Genomic DNA, 25,279 nt, shown 5'->3' on the forward strand with positions numbered 1-25,279 from the left:
ATGACTTTATCGACATAAGTATTATTTTTAAAGAACCAATTATGCTGTTGTGATCACTAAGAAGGCCCTCCTACTGATCTTATCCATATTGCTGAACCTGAAAGTTTGGGCTACTGATTTTGTGGTGACCAGTAATGCCGATGCCGGCGCCGGCACCCTCCGCGAAGCGCTGACTTTAGCTGCCGCGAATGATAGCACACAAACAGACTATATTAAATTTAACCTGCCCGATATAAGCGAAGCCGGACGAACAATAACCTTGTTAACCCAACTGCCGGATCTGAGTGCCAATTTGGTTGTTGATGGTTCGACGCAGCCAGGCGCTAAGTTTGGGGTGAGCGATGCAAAGGTGAAGCTATTGTATATGCCTGCGGTGCCGCAGGCCATAAATGGTTTGCGGGCGGTTAACCATGCTAATATTTCTGTTTACGGTTTGTACATAGTTATGGGCGTGCCTTTGCCCCTGAGTGATGCCAGGATATATGCTGGTTTGCGGTTGGAAAACGGCAAAAACATACAGATAGGCGCGGCCGGCAAGGGTAATGTGATGTGCGGCTTTAGATACAACTTTGCCGTAAACTATTTTGATAACCTGCCGGAGAACTTTTATTTCCAGAACCTTACCGTGCAGTCTAATTTCTTTGATGTAGAAGCTGATGGAAAAACCACATCTGCCAATACTACCTGGCACACTACCATACAGTGCGTAGTTGGGCAGTTAACACTTGGTGGTAGCGCAGCCGAAGGCAATGTTTTTGGGCGGGGTGTGCAGCTGTACCAGATCAACAGTTCGGCATCAGTGGCTTTACAGCAACAGCCGGCTACCGTGCTGGTTAAAAATAATAAAATAGGTGTTGATTATGCCGGCGACCAAGCCATTGCCAGATCGGTAGGTTTTTCATTAAAAGCTCCGGAAGTTAACAGTAAAAACACCGTTAATATTGAAGATAACGTAATTAATGCCGATAGCCACGAGGGTATTTATCTGAGAAACATAGGGCGCAAGGTAACTATAGTACGTAACTACATTGGCACCAACCAAACCCGGCAAAAAAACTACACGGGTACTACGGCCGGCATCTCCGCCGAACAAATGAATGAAATGGTGATTGGCACCAGTAATCCCGCCGAGGCCAACTACATTGCCAATTGTGAAAACGCGGTAGATCTATATCCAAACGCTAAGGCTGCAGTTAACAAGAATAGTTTTTATTGCATAAGCAGCCCACGCCCTATGCATTCGTTTGATGTGGCCAATTCAACTAATTACCCCGAGGTTACCATCGGCTTTAAAACAGGGAACACCATAAGCGGTACTGCTAGTCGGCTGGCAACCGTCGAATTATTTAGCAGTGATAATTGTGGTACCTGCTCGCCGCAAACCTATTTTGCCTCCGTTACTGCCGATCAGGATGGTAAGTGGACCTATACCGGGCCCATGACCGGCACCATCATAGCCTCGGCAACGCGCTTTAATAATACTTCCGATTTTACTACAACGTCTATAGTTAGCACCAATATTAGAGCGTTTAGCATATGCGATGGAAATGACGGCTACATAACAGGCGCGCGCACTATTAACGCTACCAGTGTAAAATGGGTAAATGAAAATAACGTTGTGGTGGGCACAACCCTTAACGTGTATAATTTACCTATGGGTAAATACAGAATGATAGCCGAAAATGGCAACTGCAGCGTAGTGGCAGGACCCTATGAGGTGAGAAGGGCGCTAAAATTTTATGACGATTATAAGTTTTCGATAACGCCGGCAACTTGCGGCAAAAGCGACGGGCGGATCAGCGGCGGCGCTTACGAATATCATGTCCTTCTCGGAACAGTGGTTAAATGGTACTGGACCAATCAAAATGGTATTAAAGTAGATATAAATAACGGGCTTCCGGCCGGCAGCTACTATGTTGTTATGACAAGCGATGTCCCGAAATGTACCCAGGTTTTTGGTCCGTATGTGATCAAAAACATAGCCGGGCCTAATATAGACGACACGGGCAAAGTTATTGCGGCTAGTGATTGTTCAGCGCCAAACGGATCGGTAACAGGCATTACGGTTACCGGCACGGCCCCGTTTAAATATAGCTGGAAAGATGAGCTTGGGGTTGAGGTAGGCACAACCGCCGATTTGTTTAATGTAAAGCCAGGCAAGTATGTTTTGGAGGTGACAGATGCGTTGGCCTGCGGCAAATCGTATAGCGGCACCGTTACCATTCCCGAAAAGTACCCGGTTACGCTTGATTTTCAAAAACTGGAAATTGCGCCCATCGCCTGCGGCGAGCCCAAGGGCGCTATTAAAGGGATAACTGCCAACGGGGCAACAATGTATAGGTGGGTAAATAAATTAAATACCAACGTAACCATAGCTAATACGCCCGACCTGACAGACGTGCCTGCCGGCGATTACTTGTTTACCGCCTCAAATACAAACGGCTGCTCAAAGTCCGAGAGTTTTACTGTAAATGCATTATCGCCTACGGTTTATCCTAACTATTGGGTAAACAAAACGTCCGCGTGTTACGGCATGGCCAATGGCTCGGTAGAGGTTGTGGTAGATACCTTAGTAAAGTCGCAACGATGGGAAGATAGCACAGGAGCACGATTGGGTACCGGCTCATTATTAGCTAATTTAGCCCCGGGCACCTACAAGTTTTTTGTAACCGATACGAATGGCTGCGAAACCCCTTATGGCCAATATGTAATTGATGAACAACCCCAATTGATCATTAAACCCAACTCGGAAACCATCACTAATGAAACCTGTGGGGCGAGCAATGGCAGCATTAAAAACATACAAGTTACCGGTGGCTCAGGTGCTTATAAGTATGAATGGATCAATAGCAGCGGTACCATATTCGCTTACAGCGCCAATATTGATAAGCTGGCGGCGGGCACCTACACCATAAACGCTTTTGATATGCGCAATTGCAGCCAGGCCACTACAGAATACACGGTAATAAATACAGATAACACTATACCCTCCCCAACAGCAGATAATATATCTGTTTGCAGCCCGGGCGATATAACCATCAAGGTAAAAAGCCCTTCAACCCAATACGGGTACAGGTTGTATGATACGCCAACGGGCACTACCCATATTCAGCAACAAAGCAGCGGTATATTCACGGTAAATATTAAAAAAGCGGGCAGCTATTACGTGTCGCAATACTTAGGCACCTGCGAAAGTCCGCGTGCTGAAGTAAAAGTATCGGTTGGTTTATCCGCTTTGAGTATTGCCAATACATTCACCCCAAATGGCGATGGTATTAATGATTTTTGGCAGATACAGGGCCTCGAAAACAATGCCGTGGTGGCCGTGTTTAACCGCGCGGGGCAAAAGCTGTTTGATTCCATCGGTTACAAAAAGCCTTTCGATGGTACTTACAACGGCAAAATCCTCCCAACAGGTACGTATTACTACACCATTAACATGAGTGGCACCTGCGGGATGATTTCGGGCAGTATCACTATTATTCGTTAGGCCAGCTGCCTTAAATACTGCTGAATGGTGTTTTCCAAACCGTAATATAAAGCGTCGCATACCAAGGCGTGGCCGATACTTACCTCCAGTAAACCCGGTACGTTTTGGGCAAAGTATTTCAGGTTATGCAAATCAAGATCATGCCCGGCGTTAATGCCCAGTCCAACTTTTTGGGCAACCTCGGCGGCAGCTACGTAAGGTGCTATAGCGGTTTCTTTATTTTGATGATAGTTATGGGCGTAGCCTTCGGTGTAAAGCTCAATACGGTCGGTGCCGGTTTTGGCGGCGGCTTCTACCATCTCGGCAACAGGGTCAACAAAAATGGATACACGGATGCCGGCATTTTTAAACACCGAAATGATATCCTTTAAATATTGTTGGTGGGTGATGGTGTCCCAGCCATGGTTTGAGGTTATCTGCCCTAAGGCATCGGGCACTAAAGTAACCTGCTCGGGTTTGCTGGCCAGTACCAGGTCAACAAACTTTTGTTCCTGGCAGTTGCCCTCTATATTAAACTCCGTAGTAACAGTTTTTTTCAGGTCGAAAACATCCTGGTAACGTATATGGCGTTCATCGGGGCGTGGGTGCACGGTTATGCCCTGCGCGCCAAAACGTTCGCAATCTAAAGCAACTTTTACCAGGTCGGGGTTATTGCCGCCGCGCGAGTTGCGCAGGGTAGCTATTTTATTGATGTTTACAGATAAGCGGGTCATGGGCGTACAGTATATTTATGGGCAGATATTATTTCCGCAAGCAAATATCATTATTGTTACTTAATACATAAACATTTTAATTTTCATTTAGTTGCGTGGTTGCGCAATCCATTGCATAACAGGTAATTTACATCGTACTTAAAATGATACATTGTGATGTTGGTTGTATTGTTATTTTTGCGGCCTTAAATCATGCACAAACCGTTGTAGGATAGTGAATTTGTAACAATATGATAACATGCAGCTTCAACTCTGTAACAATCATATTAATTATAATTCTTAAGCGTAATTTAAATTGAACCTTTGCATTGTATTTGCATCAAAGCGTAAATATTAACAAACACACGACAATAATTTTTATGAAATATATAATTCTCCCCTTTCTATTTTTTGTGCTGATAACGCGCACGGCGTTTGCACAAACCCATGAATTGCATGGTACGGTGATAGATACCACAAAGGCTACTATCCCGGGTACAACGCTTAAGCTGATATCAGACGCAGGCGATAGCACCATCACCGTTACTGATATTGACGGTAAGTTTGGTTTTAACAATGTTAAAGGCACCAAGATCACTATCACCGCAACTTCAATAGGTTTTGAAGCTATACGTAAACGTTATACACTGGATGTTAACGATGGCAAACCTGTAACGCTTGACCCGATCATACTAAGAACAGAAAGTAAGCAATTAAATACGGTTACCATTGTAGGCGTTATCCCGGTAAAAATTAAAGAAGATACGGTTGACTATAAAATATCAGCCTACAAAGTGCGCGAGAACGCGCCGGTAGAGGATGTATTGAAAAAAATACCGGGTGTTGATGTAGATGCTGCAGGTAACGTTACCACGCAAGGTAAATCGGTAACCAAAGTACGTATCAATGGTAAAGACTTTATGGGTGGCGACGTACAAGCTGCTACCAGGAACTTCCCGGCCGACCTTTTGGAAAGCGTACAGGTTATTGATGATTACGGCGACCAGGCCAACCTAACCGGCATCCGCACCGGCGAACCAAACAAAATATTAAACTTCACTATCCGCCAGGATAAAAACTATGGCTATTCATTACAAGCTACAGGTGGCGGCGGCGCCGATCTGTTGCCAAAAGTAAATGGTAAAGATGTAAACGAAGGTCGTTACACCGGCCAGGTTAACTACTTTAACTTTAAAGGTAACAGGCAAATAACCATCATTGGTAACATTAACAACATTAACGCTAACACCTTTAACTTTGGTGGCGGCGGCGGTGGCGGCGGTAACAATGGCGGTGGCGGCGGCCGTACAGGTGGCCGTAGCGGCGGTAGCGGCTTGGTTAGTACCCGTGACGGTATTACGCTTGCCCGTTCTGTGGGTACCAACTACCGCGATCAGTGGGGTAAATATATATCAGTATATGGTAGCTACAGTTTTTCTGATAACTCAACCTATACTACTTCATCAAACATTCGTTACAACAACAACGGCAGCGGTAACACCAACGAGTCTGTTAGCAACGAGAACCCGATAAACCACCGTTTTCAGTTCAACTTTGAGTATAAGCCTGATACCGTTAACTATTTAAAAATAACGCCTCAATTTACTTACTCAAAAAGCAATACCGATCTGACCGAGAATGTAACTTACAACAACGCGGGTGGCATATTGGCAAGATCATACAAAACGGTAACCGGTAGTAGTTCGCAATCGCCTAACTTTAGTGTTAACGCTTTGTATAACCACAGGTTCCCGGGTCGTCGTAACCTGAGTGTTAACCTGAATGCAGGTATCGCGCAATCGCAGTCATACAGCAACCCTATTGTTACGCTAACTGCAGGTTCGGCAAATACGCCGTTACACCAGGTTATTAATACCGATAATCACACCAAATCATACAGTGCTAACTTATCATACCTGGAGCCGGTGGGTAAAATATCTTATTTAGAGTTTAACTACACCTACAGCACCTCGCGTACATCAAACGATAAGGAAACCGATACGTTATCAAACGCGGGTACATTTAATAACTATGCACGTTTAAGCAATAACTACAACTTTAACTTTACCACCAACAAAATTGGTTTAGGTTTCCGTGTTATTGGCGAAAAATACAACTATACCTTAGGTATCGGCGTACAACCATCGGTATTGGATGGCCGCTCGATAACCAATAATGTAAGTACGCACCGCACACAGACCAACTACATCCCTGCAGCGCGTTTCATTTATAACTTCTCACGTAACGAGTCGTTAAGCATTAACTATAACGGTAGCGCCAGCGCGCCTTCGTTTAACCAGTTGCAGCCGGTTGTCGATCTGTCGAACGCTTCGTACCCGGTACAAGGTAACCCTGATCTGAAACAACAGTTTACCAACAATATCTCTATCCGTTACAACACCTTTGGTATTGCAACAGGTAATATCATGTTCTTTAACGCGTCGTTCTCAAAAATTGATAACTACGTAGCAAGCCGTTCTACTACCTACCGTAGGTTGAATCCTACCCTTGTAGCAGCAAATCCTGCACTTAGAAACTACGAGAACACTACCCTTACCCGTTATGAAAATGCCGACGGTTATTATTCAGGTTTCGGATCGTTCCTGTTTTCAAAACCATGGGCCGAGCGTAAATACACCGCATCATTTAACATGAACGTTGGCTACACGCAATACCCTAACTTTGTGGATAGTGTAAGCTTTAACAACCAGCAATCGGCTATGCTGAAAAACTTGTCAAAAACCTTAACATTTAGCCCTGGCGCACGTTTCAGGTTAGATCTTACTGATATTGTTGACGTACAAGCCAGCGCAAATTATTCTATCAACAAAACAACTAACTCGTTAACCGGTCCCGGCTTTACACAAAGTAACGCTAACGTACGTGGCTTAACTTTAGGTTTAACCGGTAAAAACTACTTTGGCGACTGGACATTTAGCTACGATTACAACAAACAAATAAACTACGGCTACTCCATAGCGGTAACCAACCCTAACATATTAAGCGTGTACCTGGAGCGTCGTTTCCTGGCACAAAAAAGAGCAACTATCCGTTTAGCAGCGTTCGACTTGTTTAACCAAAACACCGGTTTCTCGTTTAACCCGGATGGTACAGGTTATACCCAAAGTAACGTAAACAGGTTAGGCCGTTACTTTATGGCTACTATTGCTATCAGGTTGCAAAAATTTGCAGGCCGTAACCCAATGCAGGAAAGCGAGCGTGGTGGCCCGGGTGGTGGTCGTGATGGCGGCGGCCGCGACAGAGGCAACCGCGAAGGCGGCGGCAACTTTGGCGGTGGCAACCGTGGTAACTTTGGCGGCGGTGGCGGCGGCAACTTCGGTGGCGGCGGTGGCCCGGGCGGCATGTAATATTAACGCATACCTCATTAAAATAATAAAGCCCTCATGGTATTACCATGAGGGCTTTTGCTTTATGTCAAAAAAAATAATTTATGATAACACTTTGTTGATCACCTTCTCCAGGTCGTCCAGGTCGAAAGGTTTGGCCAGGTAGGTTTCGGCGCCGGCGTGGCTGGCCAGCAATTGTATATCGCTATTGGCTGAAAAATAAATAACCGGTATTTTTTTAAGCGCCTCATCTTTTTTAAGGGTTTGGGTAGCTATAATGCCGCCCGCATCGGGTATCCAGTTATCCATAAGTATAACACGCGGTTGTATTGAAGTAACCTTTTCAACAATGTTATTACAGTCGGTATAGGTATGCACTTCCCAGCCGTGCTCTTCTAATATATATGTACAAACCGATAGGATATCTTCATCGTCATCAAAAATGATAACCTTTTTGTTGGTGCTGCTCATTAAAATATTGGTTCGTTTGGGTGCTCACGACAAGCCGTGAAACTATAGATAACTTGAATAACAACCAAATGTTTTAATGCAATAAAAATTTTTCTAAAATTCAATGTATGCAAAAGTAGTTAGCTGTTTTTTGCTGCCATTGGCATCGGTAATGATCAGGGCGCCTCTATCAAACAGTGTTATCCCTTCCCAGTTATTTTTGTACCCGTCGAAGCTGGCAACCTGCTTCCATTGTTTATCCTTATGACTATTCAACATAACAATACGCGCATAGGTGCTGCGGCCGTTGTTTAAATAAGTCGGGTTGTTATTTATGCTGTCGCGAAGATCGGGCACGCTTTGTTTGATGGCTTCTTCCAAATGGCTTGCCAGTTTATTGTTGAGGTATGGTTTATAGTCGCCGTTCCAGTAGTAATTAATGCCGTAAATGCGGCCATCTGGTCGGGCAGCAATATCTGTTAACCTGAAATAAAGAAACGGCGTAGTAATAGTTTTTACCGCCGTTTTAAAATCGGGGTCTATCAAATAACCCTTACCCCCGCCTGCCGAGGCGTTAAATTCATACATAGCCAATAACTTGTTTTGCTGTGACAGATAAGTTACGCTTTCAAACCCGGCATTTTTGATGAACAGCGGGCGTTTTAATACCAGGTAGTGTATAGGGTCTATAACAACCTCGCCTTTGGCAACATTTAAAAAACCTTTTAATAAATAGCAATTGCTGGTGGCGCTATCGGTAGTCTCCATAGCCATGTAAACACGGTTGTTTACTATGGTGAGTGTTTCAAAGCCTTCGTAGTGTTGTTTTACGCTTCGCGGAAGTTTGTTAAGGTTTAAAACTTTGATGGTGCGATAACGGGTCAATGCGGTATCCGCGCCGGTAACAACACGGTTTATGCTATCTGTACTAATACTGTACAGGTTAAACGCGCCATCCAGTTTGGTGGCTTTATGGCTGCCGTATTGCGGTAAAAAGTAAACCCGGTTTTTATAGGTAGCCAGGCCCGAAAACTCTTCGGCAGGGTCGTTAATGGCGGCGGGCAGTTTTATGGGGATGTACTTGCTTTGAGCGATACTGCTATGTGCCGATAACAATATCGTGAAAGCAACTAACAAGCATTTACTTTTAAACATAGCATGATCAATGCTTAAAGGTAGCTCTTCCGGATGGAGTTTTTGAAGTTTAACCTAAATATAATAAGCAGCAAAAAAAGGAGAAGCTCATACGCCGCGATAACAAAACGTATAAGGTTTCTCCTCGTACCTCGTCGAAATGACAAATGGGTTATTTTTTGTCTGCTTCAGGCTGTTTATGGGTGCTGATGCTGATGCGGTTCCAGGCGTTGATGATCACAATGCCGGCGATGATCTTAGCCAGGTAATGCTCGTCAAACAGGCGGGCAGCTTCGTTATAAGTAGCGTCTGACACGCCGCCCTGGATCAGGGTTACTTCTTCAGTAAGTGCCAGTATGGCTTTTTCCTCGTCGGTGTAAAACGTAGTATCGCGCCATGCCGATAGGGTGAATATGCGTTGCTCTTCGCCCATTTTTAGCAGGTCTTTGCTGTGCATGTTCAGGCAAAAAGCACAGCCGTTAATTTGCGACGCGCGTAGTTTGATCAACTCGTAATGTAATTTGCTGATACCACTGGCGGCCATATAGCCTTCTAAACCAACTATGCCTTTAATAAAATTAGGCTCTAATGCGAAAATGTCTATTCTGTTGTTCATGATGTTTGTATGTTTTTAACACCACAAAGTTGAGGAATAGATAGTACCGAAAAGTTAATCGAGATTAAGAAAGTAATGACTAGAGGTTGGTGATTATAGATTAGATGAACCGTTTATATATTTTAATATTTGTTAAGCCCAATCTCTAATTAGCAAATCACTAATCACCACGCGCAGCGCGCCCCCTTATCTTACTCAAAAACTGTGGCGTAAAACCCAGGTAAGATGCCAACATGTATTGCGGTACTCGCTGCAAAAATTCGGGGAACTGGCTACTGAAGGATAGGTAGCGCTCTTCATCGCTCATGCCGTAGATAAACTCAATGCGGCGTTGCGAAGCCGTGTAGGCCCGTTGCAGCATTTTGCGGAAGTATCTTTCCAGTTGCGGTATTGCATCAATAAGCTCTTCCTGGGTTTTTATATCCCAGGCAACTACGTTAGTATCTTCAAGCGCTTGTATATAAAATCGTGCCGGTTGTTGCATTTCAAAGCTGGCAAAATCAGTAAGCCACCAGTTCTCCAAACCGAAGTGGGTTATTTGCTCCAGGCCTTTGGTGTTTATAAAATACATGCGCAGCAGGCCGCTGCTTACAAAATAGTTATAGCGGCATTGTTTGCCGGGCTCCAATAAATAAGCCTTCTTTTTAAAACTTTTGATGGTGAGTTTTTGCTGCATAAGCGTTTCGTCCTCTAGGCTAAGTGGTACAAAACGGCGTATGTGTGCAAACAGTTCATTAAACATGGCTTAAAATTGCGAAATATTTACAGAATCCACCAATGTGCTTTTTGGCGCTTTAAAATGGAAAAATCGATATATTTTTATTTATCGCCATTCTTTTTCTTCAGAATGGAGTCAAAATGTCCTAATAAATAAAAATTTGATAAGAATTCGCCATGTTTTTTCTTGAAATCTTATGTTTTTTGCAAATCTGCTGAGTTATTGACATTAATGGCAATATAATTTGGCTTTAATGTAAAAATATAGAAATATATACTGAATTATTATCTATAAGATATAGTCATTTTGTCGTCTTTATATGATAAAAGATATATAATGAGTCAATTATTTTATATTTTTTGTAAAAAACTACTATTTTTAATATTAATTTTTAACTAATATTGTATATAAATTCAAAAACATGAAAAAAAGTAAAGTAGCATGCGATCCAAACACGTGTTTTTTAAGCAAAAACTGTTTAAAAGAATGGCAATCGGCTATTTTGCAGAATCAAAAAACCTTTAAAGTAAAAAAAGGCGAAACTATTTTTAAAGAAGGCGATAAAGTAACCGGTGTTTTCTTTGTAAATAACGGTAATGTTAAGGTGCATAAAAAGTGGGATAATGATAAAGAATTGATCATCCGCTTCGCTAAAACCGGCTCCATAGTAGGTCATCGTGGTATTGGCAGTCATTTGGTTTACCCGGTGTCGGCTACGGCTTTGGAGACTACAGTTGTTTGCTACGTTGATATGGATTTTTTTGAAACCACCCTTAAAGTAAACACCGAGTTCACTTATAAACTCCTCATGTTTTTTGCCGAAGAGCTGCGCGAGTCGGAACGCAAGATGCGTAACCTGGCCCATATGTCGGTAAAAGGTAGGGTGGCCGAGGCGCTTATCATCCTCAGAAAGCAATTTGGCGAAACCGCATCCGGCCTGATCAATATCGACCTGAGCCGCCAGGACCTGGCATCGTTTGCAGGCGCTACTTACGAAACGGTATTCCGTGTAATTAACGAATTGGTTGGCGATAAGCTGATCAGCCTGTCTGGAAAAAGCATCGCTATCACTAACGATCACAACCTGACAAAACTTACCGAGCAAGCCTGATCTGGCTTTTTTGCTTAAAAATTTTCGAACAACCGCGTCCTTTGTTTGTTTTTACTTAAAATAAACAAATTAGTTGTGTGTGATGCCGGATTTTATTTAATTTAACGTTCAGTTAACTGCATCGTTTCAAACCTATGGCCTGTAAGGCAATCGATTGATTTTCCGTTGATTATCAGCAGTGGTGATTAACCTTAGCGCAATATTTGCCCCGGGGTTTTCACTGGCCGGGTGTGATGCCTTGCATTTAATTACCCATTAAACTAACTATTTATTTTTTTGAACGTATTAATGTGCGTTCCGATAGTAATATTGCAACCAAAATTTTAATACCCCCTGAATTAAATGAACGGCAGTATAGATAAGGACAATCCGGAAGTACGGTTAAGGGCCTTCAGAGCTATTGACGAACCAGAAACATGTGCCCTCTTTATTGAAGGACATACACATGTATTAACCAGCATTGGTGTAACCAAAGTATCCTATAGTAAAAATGAATGGGTGAATAACCCGGCCGTTTTTGTAATGGTTGTTGAATCGTTAGATCGAAAACGCGTATACGGCGGCGCCCGCGTGCACGTATCAGGCGGTACAGAACATCTGCCCATAGAGACCGCAACAGCCGCTATTGATAAAAGTATTTATGACGTGGTATGGCAATACGGCAAATATGGCACCGGCGAGTTGTGCGGACTTTGGAATTCGCGCGAGATAGCCGGTTATGGCATTGGTAGTATTTTTTTAATACGTGCAGCCGTTGTAATTGCTTACGAAATTGGCCTGCAGTCGCTTTTTGCGCTGTGTGCGCCTTATACGGTAAAGCCCGTGGCAAGCGTGGGTATGGAACTGGAGGACAGTGTGGGCAATCAGGGTACTTTTTACTATCCTAAATTGGATCTTATCGCTACCAGTATGGTTTTAAAAGATGTGCCCCAATTAAGCAAAGCCGAAGAAGGCGAGAAAAGCGCTATCATGAAAATACGGGAAAACCTAACTACCGTACGTAATGAAACCCTGCGCGGTAAAAACCTGATCATACATTACGAATGCGAAATACCAAACCTTGACCAGTGGGACCTGCAGGCCACCATCGGCAACGCCGAAAAGAACCTGAACAATATTAAAACGGTTGACAAGGACTGGGATTTTATATAGAAACAAAGCTTTAACAGGTGCGGTTTACGCGCCAACATTGTAAATAATATCAATGGAAAATTTATCATCATTATTGGCAGAGGCACAGCAGTTAAAGAAAGTTCACGTTCCGCAAATATTACGTATTACGGATGCTGAGGATAGAAAAGTGTTTGATGCATTACTTAGCGAGGGTAAGGTGTCGTTTGTAAGCGATGAGCTATATGGCCAGTTGCAGGAACTGGTTAAAAGTCAGAATCCATCGGTTAAATTAAAGGCCGACGAGTACCCGCCGTTGATTGAGCGCCATTTAAACGGCCGTAATATTGATGAGTACGGTGTTTGGGTTTATTATCCATGGAGCCAACGCCTGGTGCATATGCTTGATGAGGATGAGTTTGTTGAAATGCGCACCAACCGTAATCAATACAAAATAACCCGCGCCGAGCGGGATAAGCTGGGCACCAAAAAAATAGGCATTATCGGTCTTTCGGTGGGGCAGTCTATTGCCTTAACCCTATCGATGGAGCGTGGTTTTGGCGAATTGCGCCTGGCGGATTTTGATGAGCTGGAGCTAAGTAACTTAAACCGCATACGTGCCGGCATCCATAACCTGGGCCTGCCCAAAGTAGTGGTTACCGCCCGCGAGATTGCCGAGATAGATCCGTTTTTAAAGGTAACCTGCTTTTTTGACGGCCTTACGGAGCAAAACATGGATGAGTTTTTCCTGGGCGGCGGTAAGCTGGATATTTTGGTGGATGAGTGCGATGGCCTGGATATCAAGATCAATTCGCGTGTTAAAGCTAAGGCACTACGCATCCCGGTGGTAATGGATACCAGCGATAGGGGTATGCTTGACGTGGAACGTTTTGACCTGGAGCCTGATTACCCTATCCTGCACGGTACGGTTGAAGGCGTAGATACATCAACCATAAAAGAGCTGACCAACGAAGAAAAGATCCCGATCATTTTACAAATGTTGGGTATTGAAAATGTATCGCTACGCATAAAAGCATCCATGATAGAAGTGGAGCAAACGATAAACACCTGGCCGCAGTTGGCCAGTTCGGTAGTATTAGGTGGTGCTGTTGGTGCTGACGTTTGCCGCCGTATTTTACTGGATCAGTTTCATGATTCGGGCCGTTATTATGTTGATCTGGATGAGATCGTTGGTGATAGAAACCCTGCGCCGTTTGTTACCGAGGTTCCGGCTAATCCGTTTACGCCGATGTTGGTTGAGGAGATGGAGCAATTGGCCGGGCAATATCAATCTACAGATAATTCAGCTTATCAACCCGATAGCAATACCATAACCGAACTGGTAAACGCTGCCTGCGCAGCACCATCAACCGGTAATGATCAGCCCTGGAAGTGGTTGTACAAAACCGGTACGCTGTTTTTATACCATGATGAATTCCGCTCATTTAGCTTCGGCGATTTTCAGAAAACAGCATCTTTCATCACCTTCGGCGCCGCTTATGAAAACCTGAGCATTCGTGCGCAGGCACTGGGGCTTGAAGCATCGTACGAGTTTGTACCTGGCGGGAACGAGCGCCTGGTGGCAGCCATCCGCTTTGCGAAAACAAACGCTGCTCCTAAGCCCGAAATATTAAGCTTAGACAAGGCTATTTATAAACGCCACACCAACCGTAACCCGGCGCCCAAAACGCCTATCCCGGTAAGCACTATTGAACAGCTGGGCGCCATTGCCGAAACTATCCCGGGTGCCAAATTCCAGTTTTTTACAGATGAGGCTGTACTAAAAGAACTGGGCGACATCATAGGCGCCTGCGACCGCGCCAGGCTGTTAAACCCTGCCGGCCACAACGATTTTATCAAACACGAAATGCGCTGGACAACCGAGGACGCCGAACGCACACGCGATGGTATTGACACTAAAACCTTGGGCTTTACCAATTCGCAACTGGCCGCGCTTAATATCATCCGTAACGAAAAGGTAATACAAACCATTAATAAACTGGAGGGCGGTTTGGGCTTTGATTCGCTGGCGCGGAAAATTGTAAAAACGGCATCGGCCCTGTGTATGATCACTTTGCCCGAATATAAGTTATCCAACTTTTTTGAGGGCGGTCGCGCCATGGAACGCTTTTGGTTGGAGGCTACTAATTTAAATTTAGCGGTGCATCCGGTTATATCTCCGTTTTACTTGTTTTCGCGTATATTGCATGGCAATGGCGAAGGTTTGTCTGACCGTTTGATAAAAGAATTAACCGAATTGCGTAAGCATTTTGACCAGATAACCGGCCTTGGCAATAACCGCGCCGAGGTATTTTTAACCAAAATAGCCATAGCCGAAGAGCCTGTACTTAAATCGCACAGGCTGCCTTTGGAGCAGGTTTTAGTACTTGACAAATCCTAAACGTATTACCTTATCACAATGAAAAAAATTCATATCAGCCTTTTGTTATTGTTTGCCTTTTGCTTACCCAAAGCATTTGCACAACAGCCGATTGTTTTTAAAGGAGAGAATATTGTTATTGGCGAAAGCGTTGGCCTATTGGAAGACTCGACCGGTAAATTAGATATTAACACGGTGCGGGCCTCAGGTAAGTTTGTGCAATCAAAAACACAGGTGCCTAACATGCAGTTGAGCGCCTCGAATTTTTGGTTGAAATTTACCATCACCAATAAACACGAGGATGACCACCTGTTGCTTAACCTGGAGTACCCAACGCTGGATATATGCGAGTTTTATTACCCGGCAAACGGCGGCTACCAGGTTGAAAAGCTAAGCGACCGTAACCCCTTCAACCTGCGCAAATACAAGCACCAGGACTTTATTTTTGACGTTAGCTTACCTACCGATAGCACCGCTACCTACTACCTTAAAGTAAACAGCGGGCAGCAAATGGTATTGCCACTGGTATTGGGCACGCCCCAAAAAGTAGCCGAGTCAAAACTAACCAATGATGTGCTTTGGGGTTGTTTGGTAGGTATATTATTTGTAATGATGTTGTACAACCTGTTTGTATTCATCTCTACCCGCGATATTAGCTACCTGTATTACGTATCCTATACCTTGTTCATCGGCCTTACGCAAACAACGCTTTCGGGCTACACTTACCGGTTCTTGTTTCCAAACTCGCCCGAGGTTTATAATGCTGTTATAATTATTTTCCCGGCGCTGGCGGGTATATCGTTAATGATGTTCTCGCGGTCGTTTTTGGGTATGCAGCAGCGTATGCCTATTATGGGGCGGATATTTCAGGCGGTTATTGTACTGTATGTTATAGCTATTATTCTGCGTTTAAGCGGTCAGGTACTGATCAGCTACCGCGCTATCGATATTTCGGCTTTGTGTTTGTCTATCAGTATTTATGTGGCGGTTATCACGCTTTCAATCCGGGGGTTCCGCCCTGCTAAATTCTTTGCTTTGGCATGGACGATATTTTTAGCGGGCCTGGTATTGTTTGTGTTGCGCAACCTGGGTGTGTTGCCGTATAATGATTTTACCAACTACACCATGCAGGCGGGTACAGCTATCGAGGTTACCTTGCTATCCTTAGCATTGGCCGATAAGATCAACATATTTAAAGCAGAGAAAGAACGTTCGCAGGAAGAAACCCTGCGTGCCTTGCAGGAAAACGAACGCATAGTGCGCGAGCAGAATGTGATGTTGGAGCAAAAGGTAGAAGAGCGTACGCACGAGTTAAACCAGTCTTTAGAAGATCTGAAGCAAACACAATCGCAACTGGTTGAGTCGGAGAAGATGGCATCGCTGGGTCAGTTAACTGCCGGTATAGCGCACGAGATCAATAACCCGATAAACTTTGTTACTTCCAACATTAACCCGCTTAAGCGCGACGTAGAGATGGTATTGGATGCTATGGAAGCTATTGAAAAAATGAGCCTGGCCGACGAGCCTTTAGAGGAGAAGCAAAGAAAAATAGAAGAATATAAAGAGGAACTGGATTTTGAATACCTGCTTGTTGAGATAAAACACCTGATAAAAGGTATACACGAAGGTGCATCGCGTACGGCCGAAATTGTTAAGGGCCTTAAAATATTCTCGCGCCTGGATGAGGATGATCTGAAACGGGCGGATATTAACGAGGGTATGCAATCAACCATGGTTATTGCTAACAACCTGCTTAACGGCCGTATTAAGGTGATAGAAAACTACGGACAGGTGCCGTTGGTGGAGTGTTATGCCGGTAAGCTTAACCAGGTATTTTTAAACCTGATATCAAACGCCGCGTACGCCGTTAACAAAAAGTTTGGTGATAATGAAGGTGGCGAGATCGAAGTATCAACCGTGTTTGAAAACGAGAATGTTTTGGTTAAGGTACGTGATAACGGTACCGGTATGACCGAGCAAACCATCAAAAAAATATTCGAACCGTTTTTTACCACCAAAGAGGTGGGTGAAGGTACTGGTTTGGGTATGTCAATAGCTTATAACACCATCAAAAAACATAACGGAAACATCCTTGTAAAATCAGAACCGGGCGAAGGCACCGAGTTCACTTTGGTCATTCCTATTGTTTTTGAAGCCAAGCCTGTATAGTTTACTCAAATTTTGTTTAATTTAGTTTCCTGCTCAATACCCCTAAGCAACCTAAACTGATTAAAAACACGCATCTGACTATATATAATGGCAGACAAAATTAAGATACTGTACGTTGACGATGAGATGGAAAACTTAATGGGCTTTAAAGCTACATTAAGGTTAAACTACCAGGTTTTCACGGCAGTAAATATTCCCGGGGCTATTGATTATTTAGAGAAACACCCGGACATACGTATTATTTTTTGCGATCAGCGCATGCCGCTTAAAACCGGCGTTGAATTTTTTGAGGAGATACGCGGCACCTATCCGTTGCCTATGCGTATTTTGATTACCGCGCATGCGGATATCGAATCGGTTATCGGGGCAATTAACCGTGGTAATATTTTCAGGTTTGTTAAAAAGCCCTGGGAAGAAAGCGATATTATATCAGCCATTGAGGAAGCCAACAAATTTTACCAGGCCAATACCATCCTCACCACCAAAAACCAGGAACTACAAAAAGCTTATACCGAACTGGATAAGTTTGCCTACAGCGTAAGCCATGATATACGCGGCCCGCTTGCAGGTATTTTGGGTGCCATTAATGTGGCGCACGAAATGTATGATATTAATGAAATGAAGGAGATGCTGTTTTTGATGGAGAAATCGCTCAAAAAGCTGGACACTTACATTTTAAGCATGCACGATTATTACAGCCTGCAACGCGGCGAACTGAATATTGCCGGGATAGATTTTAATGATACGGCAGACGAGTTTAGAGATATTTATCGTGTTTTTGCCAGTACCAATACTATTGATTTTGCCATCAGTGTTGATCAGAAGGAGTATTATCGTAATGACATCACCCCAATAAAGCTTATCATTAACAACCTTCTTTCCAACGCGTTTAAGTACCAGAATAAGGGTGCTCACGAAAAACGTGTGGAGCTAAGCATACACGTACACAAAGCCCTGCTTACTATTAAGGTGAAAGACACGGGTATAGGTATATTAGGCAATCACCTGGGCGAGATATTTAACTTGTTTTATCGCGCCAGCTCGCAGGAAGCGGGATCAGGCTTTGGCCTGTACAACGTAAAAAGTGCTTTGCTTAAGCTAAACGGGCAGATAGAAGTAAACTCGGTGCTAAACCAGGGTACTACATTTACGGTAACTATTCCAACTAAATAACTCTAAAATTATCTCCACTTTGGCGAGATAAAAGAGGGGAAATTACGAAAGCAATTTTTGACGAAGCAAAAACTCCAACTGGTCGTTAGAGGTGCCTAGTTTTTCGTTCATTTCCTTTAGCTTTTGCTTATCCAGGTAAGCATCATAAGCGCGGGTAATGGTCATATCCAGCTCGTCCTCGTTCCAGGGTTTGCTTAGGTAATGGAAAATTTTGCCTTTGTTAACCGCATCAACAACTGCGCCCATATCGGCATAGCCGGTAAGCAGAATGCGCATCGGGTCGGGATATTTATCGATAACTTTTTCAAGGAACTCAACGCCGGTCATGTTAGGCATGCGTTGGTCGGTAATAATAATTTCAACAGGTTTTGTTTCAAGCAGTTTTAACGCCTCATCTCCGCTAATAGCGGTTAAAACCTGGTATTTGATACGGAAAGCGGCCTTGAAAGAAAACAGGTTGTTTTCTTCATCGTCAACATACAGTACAGTTATTTTTTTGTCGGCCATAAAAATAATAGCTAATATACGTTTAAACCTTAGGGGTAAATTGCATTAACATAGGCAAAGATAGTAAAACTATTAGTTTACTTATGTCAATACAATCTACAAAAAAGGTACCAAATATTAAAATATTATTTTGCCCACCGATGTTACCAGGGAGCCAATGCGTACGGCATCAAAAATACGCTCTTCGGTAGCGCCTAGTTTTATCAGCGAATCCTCGTGCGCGTTAACACACATTTCGCAACCGTTAACGGCCGATATAACAAGGCTCATCAGTTCAAAAAACTCTTTACCGGTTACAGGTTTCATCATTAACTGCATGCGTATACGTGCAGGTATCTGGGTGTATTTCTCTTTTTGTGTGAAGTGCCTGAAACGGTAGAATACGTTGTTTGAGGCTAATAGTGACGCACAACCCGCAGCTTCGCCCAACTCTTCGGCAGTGGCGCCTTGCGCGGTGGCATAATGGGTGTAGTAGTTTATAAGCGGGGTGTTATTGTTGTTTACCGCTGTGCTTAAGCCGAGCAACGCACACTCTTTCTCGGTTAAATGTGCCGACGTAAGCGTGCTGGTAAAATTCAGTTTCAGATCGCGCAGATAGCGTGATTCGCCTTTTTCTAATAATTCCAAGCTGGCATTACGATAAGCCGCATCTAATCCCAGGATTTGCAGCATCTCGTTTATAGTTTCTGTACTTTCGCTCATTTTAATTGATAGTCAGTTAGTTATGTTTTTGTTGGTAGAAAAAATATCCCCGCAGGTATCGCGGGGATATCTGTATTGTATATAAAAATTAAACTGTTAAAGTTTCCTGACCTTTTTCCCAGTTGCAAGGGCAAAGCTCGTCGGTTTGTAAACCGTCTAACACGCGGATAACTTCTTTAACGTTACGACCAACGTTTAAGCCGTTTACAGATACCCATTGGATAGTGCCTTGTGGGTCGATAATGTAGGTAGCGCGGTAAGCAACTTTTTCGTCTTCGGTTAAAATACCCAGTTCTTCGGCTAATGATTTTGAAGTGTCAGCCAGCATCGGGAATTTCAGATCGCGCAGGTCATCGTGGTGGGTTCTCCAGGCAGCGTGAACAAATTCAGAATCGGTAGAAGCGCCGATAACACGGGTTTCGCGGTCGCGGAACTCGCCAAATGCTTTGTTAAATTCGGCAATTTCGGTTGGGCAAACAAAAGTAAAATCTTTTGGCCACCAGAAAATTACCGTCCAAACGTTATCATCATTAGTTAAAAAATCTGAAGTGATGGTTTCAAACTCTTTACCTTTTTCTAAACTTACAACCGCAGTTTTTGAGAACTGAGGGAATTTTTTACCTATACCAATCATACTGTTTTCTTGTTTTTTGTGATGCAAATATACCAATTTTTGCGGCACCGCTCAATCGTAATTATAGATAGGTTATAGCTTTTATCTATATAAATTATTTTTGGATATAGTTATTTCATATAACTAAAAAATCAATTAACAAATGTTTAAAACAGGCTGGTTTGTTTGCCCTTGCGGGGAGTAAATAGGGTATAATCATGTTCCGGCATTTCCCGGTCATCCAAAAAACGATTGGTAGCCATCCGGAAGAGCTGGTGGATAGATTTGGCCACCGGCCCGTCGCCGCTCATGCGCCTGCCGTAATCGCTATCATTTAAGTTGCCATCGTGACATGATTTGATGGCGTTAAGTACTTTTTCTGCTTTATTAGGAAAAGCTTTATGCAGCCAATCGGTAAATATCTCGGCTATGCTACCGTTAAGGCGTACAATAGTGAAACCCGCACCCAAGGCGCCTCTATCTGCCGATGCGCGGATAATATCGGGTATTTCGTTGCTGTTTAAACCAGGAATGATCGGCGCCGCCATTACCCTAACAGGCACCCCGTTTTCTGACAGTTTTTGAATAACCGATAGCCTGCCCGATGCCGTTACCGTACGTGGTTCCAGTTTTTGGCGCAGTTGCTCATTCAGCGATGTGATGGAAACATTAACGTGGATCAAATTGAGTTTGGCCAGTTCGGTAATTATATCCATATCGCGCAGTATTAAATTATTTTTGGTGATGATGCTTACCGGGTTTTTATAACGCAGAAAAATTTCGAGTAACCGCCGGGTTATTTCCAATTTGCGTTCTACAGGCTGATAACAATCCGTATTGCCCGACATCAGGATGTTTACCGGTTGATAGTTGCGCTTGTTAAAATATTGCTCCAGCAACTCAGGCGCGTTACGTTTAACGATGATCTTGCGCTCAAAATCAAGCCCCGCGCTAAAACCAAAATATTCGTGACTATTGCGCGCATAACAATAGATACAACCGTGCTCACAGCCCTGGTAGGGGTTAATGGAGTACATATGACTAAGATCCGGACTGCTTGATTCGCTTACTATTTTTTTTGGTGTTTCTTCGAATAGCTGTGTGTTGCCGTTTTCCAGCAACGGCTCGTCCAGCCCCTCAATATGGTCAAGCACATACTTGCGTTTTAAAAATTTATTATCGGTATTTACCTGCGCGCCGCGCCCTTTAAAAAACTCGGGGTTTTCCTGATGTGCCATCACACAAATTTGCTAATTATTTTAGCAAAATCAATCGCTTTGAATTAAAATATTTTGAGTGATAGATTTCCTGAAAAATACCAAGAGTTAAGTATTTTAATTAGGATGAAATTTGGATATATTTACGCCGGTCTAACCTTATCTGCCAGGAAAATGATAATAATGTCTACATCAACTTATAAAAATACCGCACTTACTATATTGATGGGCCTTAGCCTGCTGTTGACTATCAGCTGTAAGAAAGGCAAGACGCCCGAGCCAACCGTCGATCCGGCGACGTTGCCGGCAATCACAAAAATTACTAACGGCTCGCTATCCGATTATCTGGTCGCGGTTACTGATAATATTGGTAAGCCTAATGATTTCATGATCATTTACGGCCGTAATTTTAACCCCAATTTTAAGGAAAATAAAGTGCTGTTTAATGATATCAGCGTAACGCCTTACTACGGCGATTCAACAATGGTGTTTATTAATATACCTGATAATATACCGATGGGGCAGGTATCGCTTGCGTTGGTTACTAATGGAAAAACACTCGGTTTCCCTTATAAATTTAAGGTAGAACCGCCTAACCCTAAGATAACCCGAATAAGCGCCGAGGCCGGCATACAGAACAGTAAACTTACCATTTACGGCAGTAACTTTAGCACTACCACGGCCAACAACAAAGTAACCATTAACGGTATAAACGCTGTTGTTGATTCGGCAGGAACGGATGCGGTATACGTAACAGTCCCACAAACCACCACCACCGGTAAAATAGTGCTGACCACCTTCGGCACTGCTTTAACTTATGATAAAGACTTTACCATATTGCCATCAACCTATACCACCTTGGCGGGTACCTATTATTACAGCCCGCGTGGCTTATCTGCTGATGCTGCGGGCAATTTATACGGGACGGCGGGGAATAAAGTAATAAAGATAACACCGGGCGGTATTACAACCACTCTGGCAACCATCGGCGGTGCTACCGATGGCAGCTTTCTGGCAGGATGCGCAGTAGATGCAGAGGGTAATGTATATGTTTCCTCGCCGTATGATCAGTTTGTGGGAGCACGTATATATTTTACCGCCAATAACTCGAAAGTATATAAGATATCGCCAACCGGTGCGGTAAGCGTTTTGGCAGGCGGGGACTATCGCGGTTATGCCGACGGGCAAGGGAGAGCAGCGCTATTTGCCAACCCGCAGGAACTGTTTGCCGATGCTGCCGGAAATATTTATGTTCACGATGATCAATACATCCGCAAAATTACGCCCGGGGGCTTAGTAAGTACCTTTGCCGGCAGCACAAGCGGACCGATCACCGATGGCCAGGGTACTGCCGCGCGTTTTGCTTTTATATTAGCTTTTGGCGGCGATGCCAGAACAGGCGATATGTATGTGTTAGAAAGCGCAGGATATGATGATGGAGCGCAGAATTATCATGCCCGTATCCGAAAAATAAGCCCGTCGGGCCTGGTGAGTACACCTGTCCTTAGTCCGATGCCCGGTTCGCCGGCTAACAGCCTTTTTCCTAAGGTATCGCGTTATAATACCAGCTTAGCGGTAGATGCTGCAGGTGCGGTTTATTTAGCTACAGATATCAATGTGTATAAGATCAGTGGTGGGGTAATAACCAATACTTACCTAAATCCTACAGGTGCTGAAGCGCTATCTATGGTGTTTGATGCTGCCGGAAAATTGAATATTACAGCGGCAAAAACCTTTAATATATGGCGTGGCGGAGATAGTTACACGGTATATAAAGTTACGCCTTAGCACTTAAAGTTCTATCAGGTTATTTTTAATGGCATAGATAGCTAACCCCACCCTGCTTTTAACCTGTAATTTTTCAAAAAGCTGGTCGCGATAGCCATCAACGGTGCGCACGCTTACACACATCTGGTCGGCAATTTCTTTGTAGGTGAGTTCGGTGCCTGTAAGTTTTAAAAACTCCAGTTCGCGCTCGTTTAATTTAACCTGATCTGTTTGCTTGTTAAAATTGTTTACCAAATGTTTGGTGACAAACTGGGGGAAGTACACATCGTTACCGGCCACAGTATTCAGCGCCATCTCAAAATCGGCAGGTTCGGCATCTTTTAACAAATAGCCTTTTACACCAAGGCGCACCATGGTAAGCACTTTATCGGCATCTTCAAACATAGATAGTATGATGATATGAACATCAGGAAAATTGCTGCGCAGCCATTTGGCGGTTTCGATGCCATCTTTTTTGGGCATGTTGATGTCCAGCAAAATAATATCGGGCTTAAGCTTCGGTGTGAGTTTGTGCGTAAGCTCGTCGCCGTCTCCGGCTTCAAACAAAATATTGTATTGCGGAAACTGATTGATAAGCGAAGCTATGCCGCTTCGGAAAAGCCGGTGATCATCAACTAAAGCTATCTGGATGGTTTTCATTTAATATAGGGGTTTCTCTGAAGTATTGAGGCTAACCTTAACCCTACAACCCTTTCCCGGCTCGCTGCTGATGGTGGCAGCAGCGCCAACTAGTTTTGCCCTGTTTTGTATGTTTTTTAATCCCGATCCCGTCCCGCCAGGTAAGGCCTCCGTAGCAAAGCCAGCACCATCATCATCAAGTGTTAAGTTAAATATTTCATTGCCATAAAACAAACCAATATTAAGTTGTTTGGCGTTGGCGTGTTTAAGCGTGTTATTCAATGTTTCCTGGAATATGCGGAACAATACCAGTTCGCGCTGCCCGCCCAGGGTATAGTTGCTGCCCTCCATATTTAATGAGGCTTTGAGTAGCCCGCTTTTATTGATCCTGTCAACTTCGGCGGCCAGTAGTTTTGCCAACCCCATTTGCTCAATATATTCAAAGCTCATGCTTTTTGACAGGTGCCGCAGGTCAGTAATGGCCTGCGCCAAAAGTTCGCGGCTTTCGGCAATTTTTTGCTGTTTTTTATCGTCGGTAAGCCCATCTGTAAGGGCAAGATTAAGTTTTACAAATGACAAAACCTGGCTTACATTATCATGTATCTCCTGGCTAACATGATTAAAGGTATCCTCCTGTATCTCTATCTGGGTACGTAACAGTTCAGATTCAAAAGCATGTTTCATTTGCGCTTTCTCCTCCAGGTGGTTTTTTTTACGACGATTGTACGCGTTTATGTATATAATGATAAATAAAGGCGCCAGTAAAAATATGGCCGACGTAATAATGATCAGGCTTTGTATGTTGTCTTCAACCATTTTTTACAGATAAACGCGTATGACCAGCAGCCGTAAAACAAAAAGTTTAACACAATATAAATATAATAAGACAAACTATGCCCGGCTATCATCTCCTTGGTTTGGCCCCTGAATATATTAACTGCAGTGCTACCAAAATAAAAGAATAATATACCAGCTACCCACCAAAAGTTAGCCGAGTATTTCAGGTCGATATATTCATCATCTTTTAGCAGCAGATAAAAATAGTACAAGGCATACAGTACATATATTACCGACATGGTATTATAGGTAAGCATGTTGAATTTTAGAAAGCCCGAATCGGCCAGATCAAACACGTACAATGCCGATAGCGTAACGAGGCCGATAATTATCGGCAGCTTGTTTTTGCTATACCTGCTAAACAAGCTGCCGAACATTATGGGGGTATATATGATTTGAACTATCAATAAAATGTTATACACCCATTGGTTTGATTGATGCTGCATTTTTAAATGCACCCCGGTAAGTTCACCCACGCAAACAATAAACAGGTATGGTATCAGGCTTCGCCAAATGATGCTTTTATCGCGCCATAAACAAATTATAGCTATGGTCAGGCATACTAATTCAAAAGCGGTGTTGAACCTTAAATAAGTTAGCAGCATAA

Annotated in this window: 20 protein-coding genes; 8 read left to right on the forward strand and 12 right to left on the reverse strand. The window is 43.5% G+C overall.

From position 1 onward, the window contains the following. Positions 1–49: 49 nt before the first annotated feature. Positions 50–3,490, forward strand: a complete 3,441-nt coding sequence (locus AC59JT_RS16885; RefSeq protein WP_497401111.1) for a T9SS type B sorting domain-containing protein — start codon at positions 50–52, stop codon at positions 3,488–3,490. On the opposite strand, the gene AC59JT_RS16890 is transcribed toward AC59JT_RS16885, so the two are convergent. Then, positions 3,487–4,203: a pyridoxine 5'-phosphate synthase gene (locus tag AC59JT_RS16890; RefSeq protein WP_497401113.1), complete on the reverse strand. Its 717-nt coding sequence runs from the start codon at positions 4,201–4,203 to the stop codon at positions 3,487–3,489. The two genes, AC59JT_RS16885 and AC59JT_RS16890, sit on opposite strands and share 4 nt — an antisense overlap. Positions 4,204–4,562: 359 nt before the next feature. On the opposite strand from AC59JT_RS16890, the gene AC59JT_RS16895 reads away from it, so the two are divergent. Then, positions 4,563–7,550 (forward strand): outer membrane beta-barrel protein, encoded by a 2,988-nt coding sequence (locus AC59JT_RS16895; protein ID WP_497401115.1) that lies wholly within the window; start codon positions 4,563–4,565, stop codon positions 7,548–7,550. 81 nt (positions 7,551–7,631) lie between these two features. Here AC59JT_RS16895 and AC59JT_RS16900 read toward each other — a convergent pair whose 3' ends face one another. From AC59JT_RS16900 to AC59JT_RS16915, 4 genes are all read right to left on the reverse strand, one after another. Further along, positions 7,632–8,000, reverse strand: coding sequence for a response regulator (locus AC59JT_RS16900; RefSeq protein WP_497401117.1), 369 nt, complete (start codon positions 7,998–8,000; stop codon positions 7,632–7,634). 93 nt (positions 8,001–8,093) lie between these two features. After that, complete coding sequence (locus AC59JT_RS16905) at positions 8,094–9,134, reverse strand: hypothetical protein (RefSeq protein ID WP_497401119.1); 1,041 nt, start codon at positions 9,132–9,134, stop codon at positions 8,094–8,096. Between the two features lie 151 nt (positions 9,135–9,285). Beyond that, positions 9,286–9,729, reverse strand: coding sequence for a carboxymuconolactone decarboxylase family protein (locus AC59JT_RS16910; RefSeq protein WP_497401121.1), 444 nt, complete (start codon positions 9,727–9,729; stop codon positions 9,286–9,288). A 160-nt stretch (positions 9,730–9,889) separates the two neighbouring features. Further along, positions 9,890–10,471: a Crp/Fnr family transcriptional regulator gene (locus tag AC59JT_RS16915; RefSeq protein WP_497401123.1), complete on the reverse strand. Its 582-nt coding sequence runs from the start codon at positions 10,469–10,471 to the stop codon at positions 9,890–9,892. A gap of 397 nt (positions 10,472–10,868) precedes the next feature. Here AC59JT_RS16915 and AC59JT_RS16920 point away from each other — a divergent pair, with 397 nt between their 5' ends. The 5 genes from AC59JT_RS16920 (at position 10,869) to AC59JT_RS16940 (ending at position 18,390) form a co-directional block, all read left to right on the forward strand. Then, positions 10,869–11,558 (forward strand): Crp/Fnr family transcriptional regulator, encoded by a 690-nt coding sequence (locus tag AC59JT_RS16920; RefSeq protein ID WP_497401126.1) that lies wholly within the window; start codon positions 10,869–10,871, stop codon positions 11,556–11,558. A gap of 342 nt (positions 11,559–11,900) precedes the next feature. Continuing rightward, positions 11,901–12,710, forward strand: coding sequence for a hypothetical protein (locus tag AC59JT_RS16925; protein WP_497401128.1), 810 nt, complete (start codon positions 11,901–11,903; stop codon positions 12,708–12,710). Positions 12,711–12,762: 52 nt separating this feature from the next. Next, on the forward strand, positions 12,763–15,069 hold the full coding sequence (locus AC59JT_RS16930) for an Rv1355c family protein (RefSeq protein ID WP_497401130.1): 2,307 nt from the start codon (positions 12,763–12,765) through the stop codon (positions 15,067–15,069). An 18-nt stretch (positions 15,070–15,087) separates the two neighbouring features. Continuing rightward, a complete protein-coding gene (locus AC59JT_RS16935) occupies positions 15,088–17,217 on the forward strand; it encodes a sensor histidine kinase (RefSeq protein ID WP_497401132.1) in 2,130 nt (709 codons plus the stop codon). 87 nt (positions 17,218–17,304) lie between these two features. Further along, positions 17,305–18,390: a hybrid sensor histidine kinase/response regulator gene (locus AC59JT_RS16940; RefSeq protein ID WP_497401134.1), complete on the forward strand. Its 1,086-nt coding sequence runs from the start codon at positions 17,305–17,307 to the stop codon at positions 18,388–18,390. Between the two features lie 42 nt (positions 18,391–18,432). On the opposite strand, the gene AC59JT_RS16945 is transcribed toward AC59JT_RS16940, so the two are convergent. From AC59JT_RS16945 to AC59JT_RS16960, 4 genes are all read right to left on the reverse strand, one after another. Beyond that, positions 18,433–18,897, reverse strand: a complete 465-nt coding sequence (locus AC59JT_RS16945) for a response regulator (RefSeq protein ID WP_497401136.1) — start codon at positions 18,895–18,897, stop codon at positions 18,433–18,435. Positions 18,898–19,014: 117 nt separating this feature from the next. After that, positions 19,015–19,599 (reverse strand): carboxymuconolactone decarboxylase family protein, encoded by a 585-nt coding sequence (locus AC59JT_RS16950; RefSeq protein WP_497401138.1) that lies wholly within the window; start codon positions 19,597–19,599, stop codon positions 19,015–19,017. Positions 19,600–19,687: 88 nt separating this feature from the next. After that, positions 19,688–20,233, reverse strand: coding sequence for a peroxiredoxin (locus AC59JT_RS16955; RefSeq protein WP_497401140.1), 546 nt, complete (start codon positions 20,231–20,233; stop codon positions 19,688–19,690). 146 nt (positions 20,234–20,379) lie between these two features. Beyond that, positions 20,380–21,450: a PA0069 family radical SAM protein gene (locus tag AC59JT_RS16960; RefSeq protein WP_497401142.1), complete on the reverse strand. Its 1,071-nt coding sequence runs from the start codon at positions 21,448–21,450 to the stop codon at positions 20,380–20,382. Positions 21,451–21,612: 162 nt separating this feature from the next. Between AC59JT_RS16960 and AC59JT_RS16965 the strand changes: the two genes are divergently transcribed. Next, positions 21,613–23,217 (forward strand): IPT/TIG domain-containing protein, encoded by a 1,605-nt coding sequence (locus AC59JT_RS16965; protein ID WP_497401144.1) that lies wholly within the window; start codon positions 21,613–21,615, stop codon positions 23,215–23,217. A gap of 3 nt (positions 23,218–23,220) precedes the next feature. Here the strand turns inward: AC59JT_RS16965 and AC59JT_RS16970 are convergent, their stop codons facing one another. From AC59JT_RS16970 to AC59JT_RS16980, 3 genes are read right to left on the reverse strand one after another with little or no spacing between them, the layout of a single operon-like run. Then, positions 23,221–23,856, reverse strand: coding sequence for a response regulator transcription factor (locus tag AC59JT_RS16970; protein WP_497401146.1), 636 nt, complete (start codon positions 23,854–23,856; stop codon positions 23,221–23,223). Then, positions 23,857–24,651 (reverse strand): sensor histidine kinase, encoded by a 795-nt coding sequence (locus AC59JT_RS16975; RefSeq protein WP_497401148.1) that lies wholly within the window; start codon positions 24,649–24,651, stop codon positions 23,857–23,859. After that, positions 24,624–25,277 carry a hypothetical protein gene (locus AC59JT_RS16980; protein WP_497401150.1) on the reverse strand — a complete coding sequence of 218 codons (654 nt, stop codon included), beginning with the start codon at positions 25,275–25,277 and terminating at the stop codon, positions 24,624–24,626. Before AC59JT_RS16980 ends, AC59JT_RS16975 begins: the two co-directional genes overlap by 28 nt. Positions 25,278–25,279: the final 2 nt, after the last annotated feature.

The organism is Mucilaginibacter sp. A3364 (genome assembly GCF_059690715.1).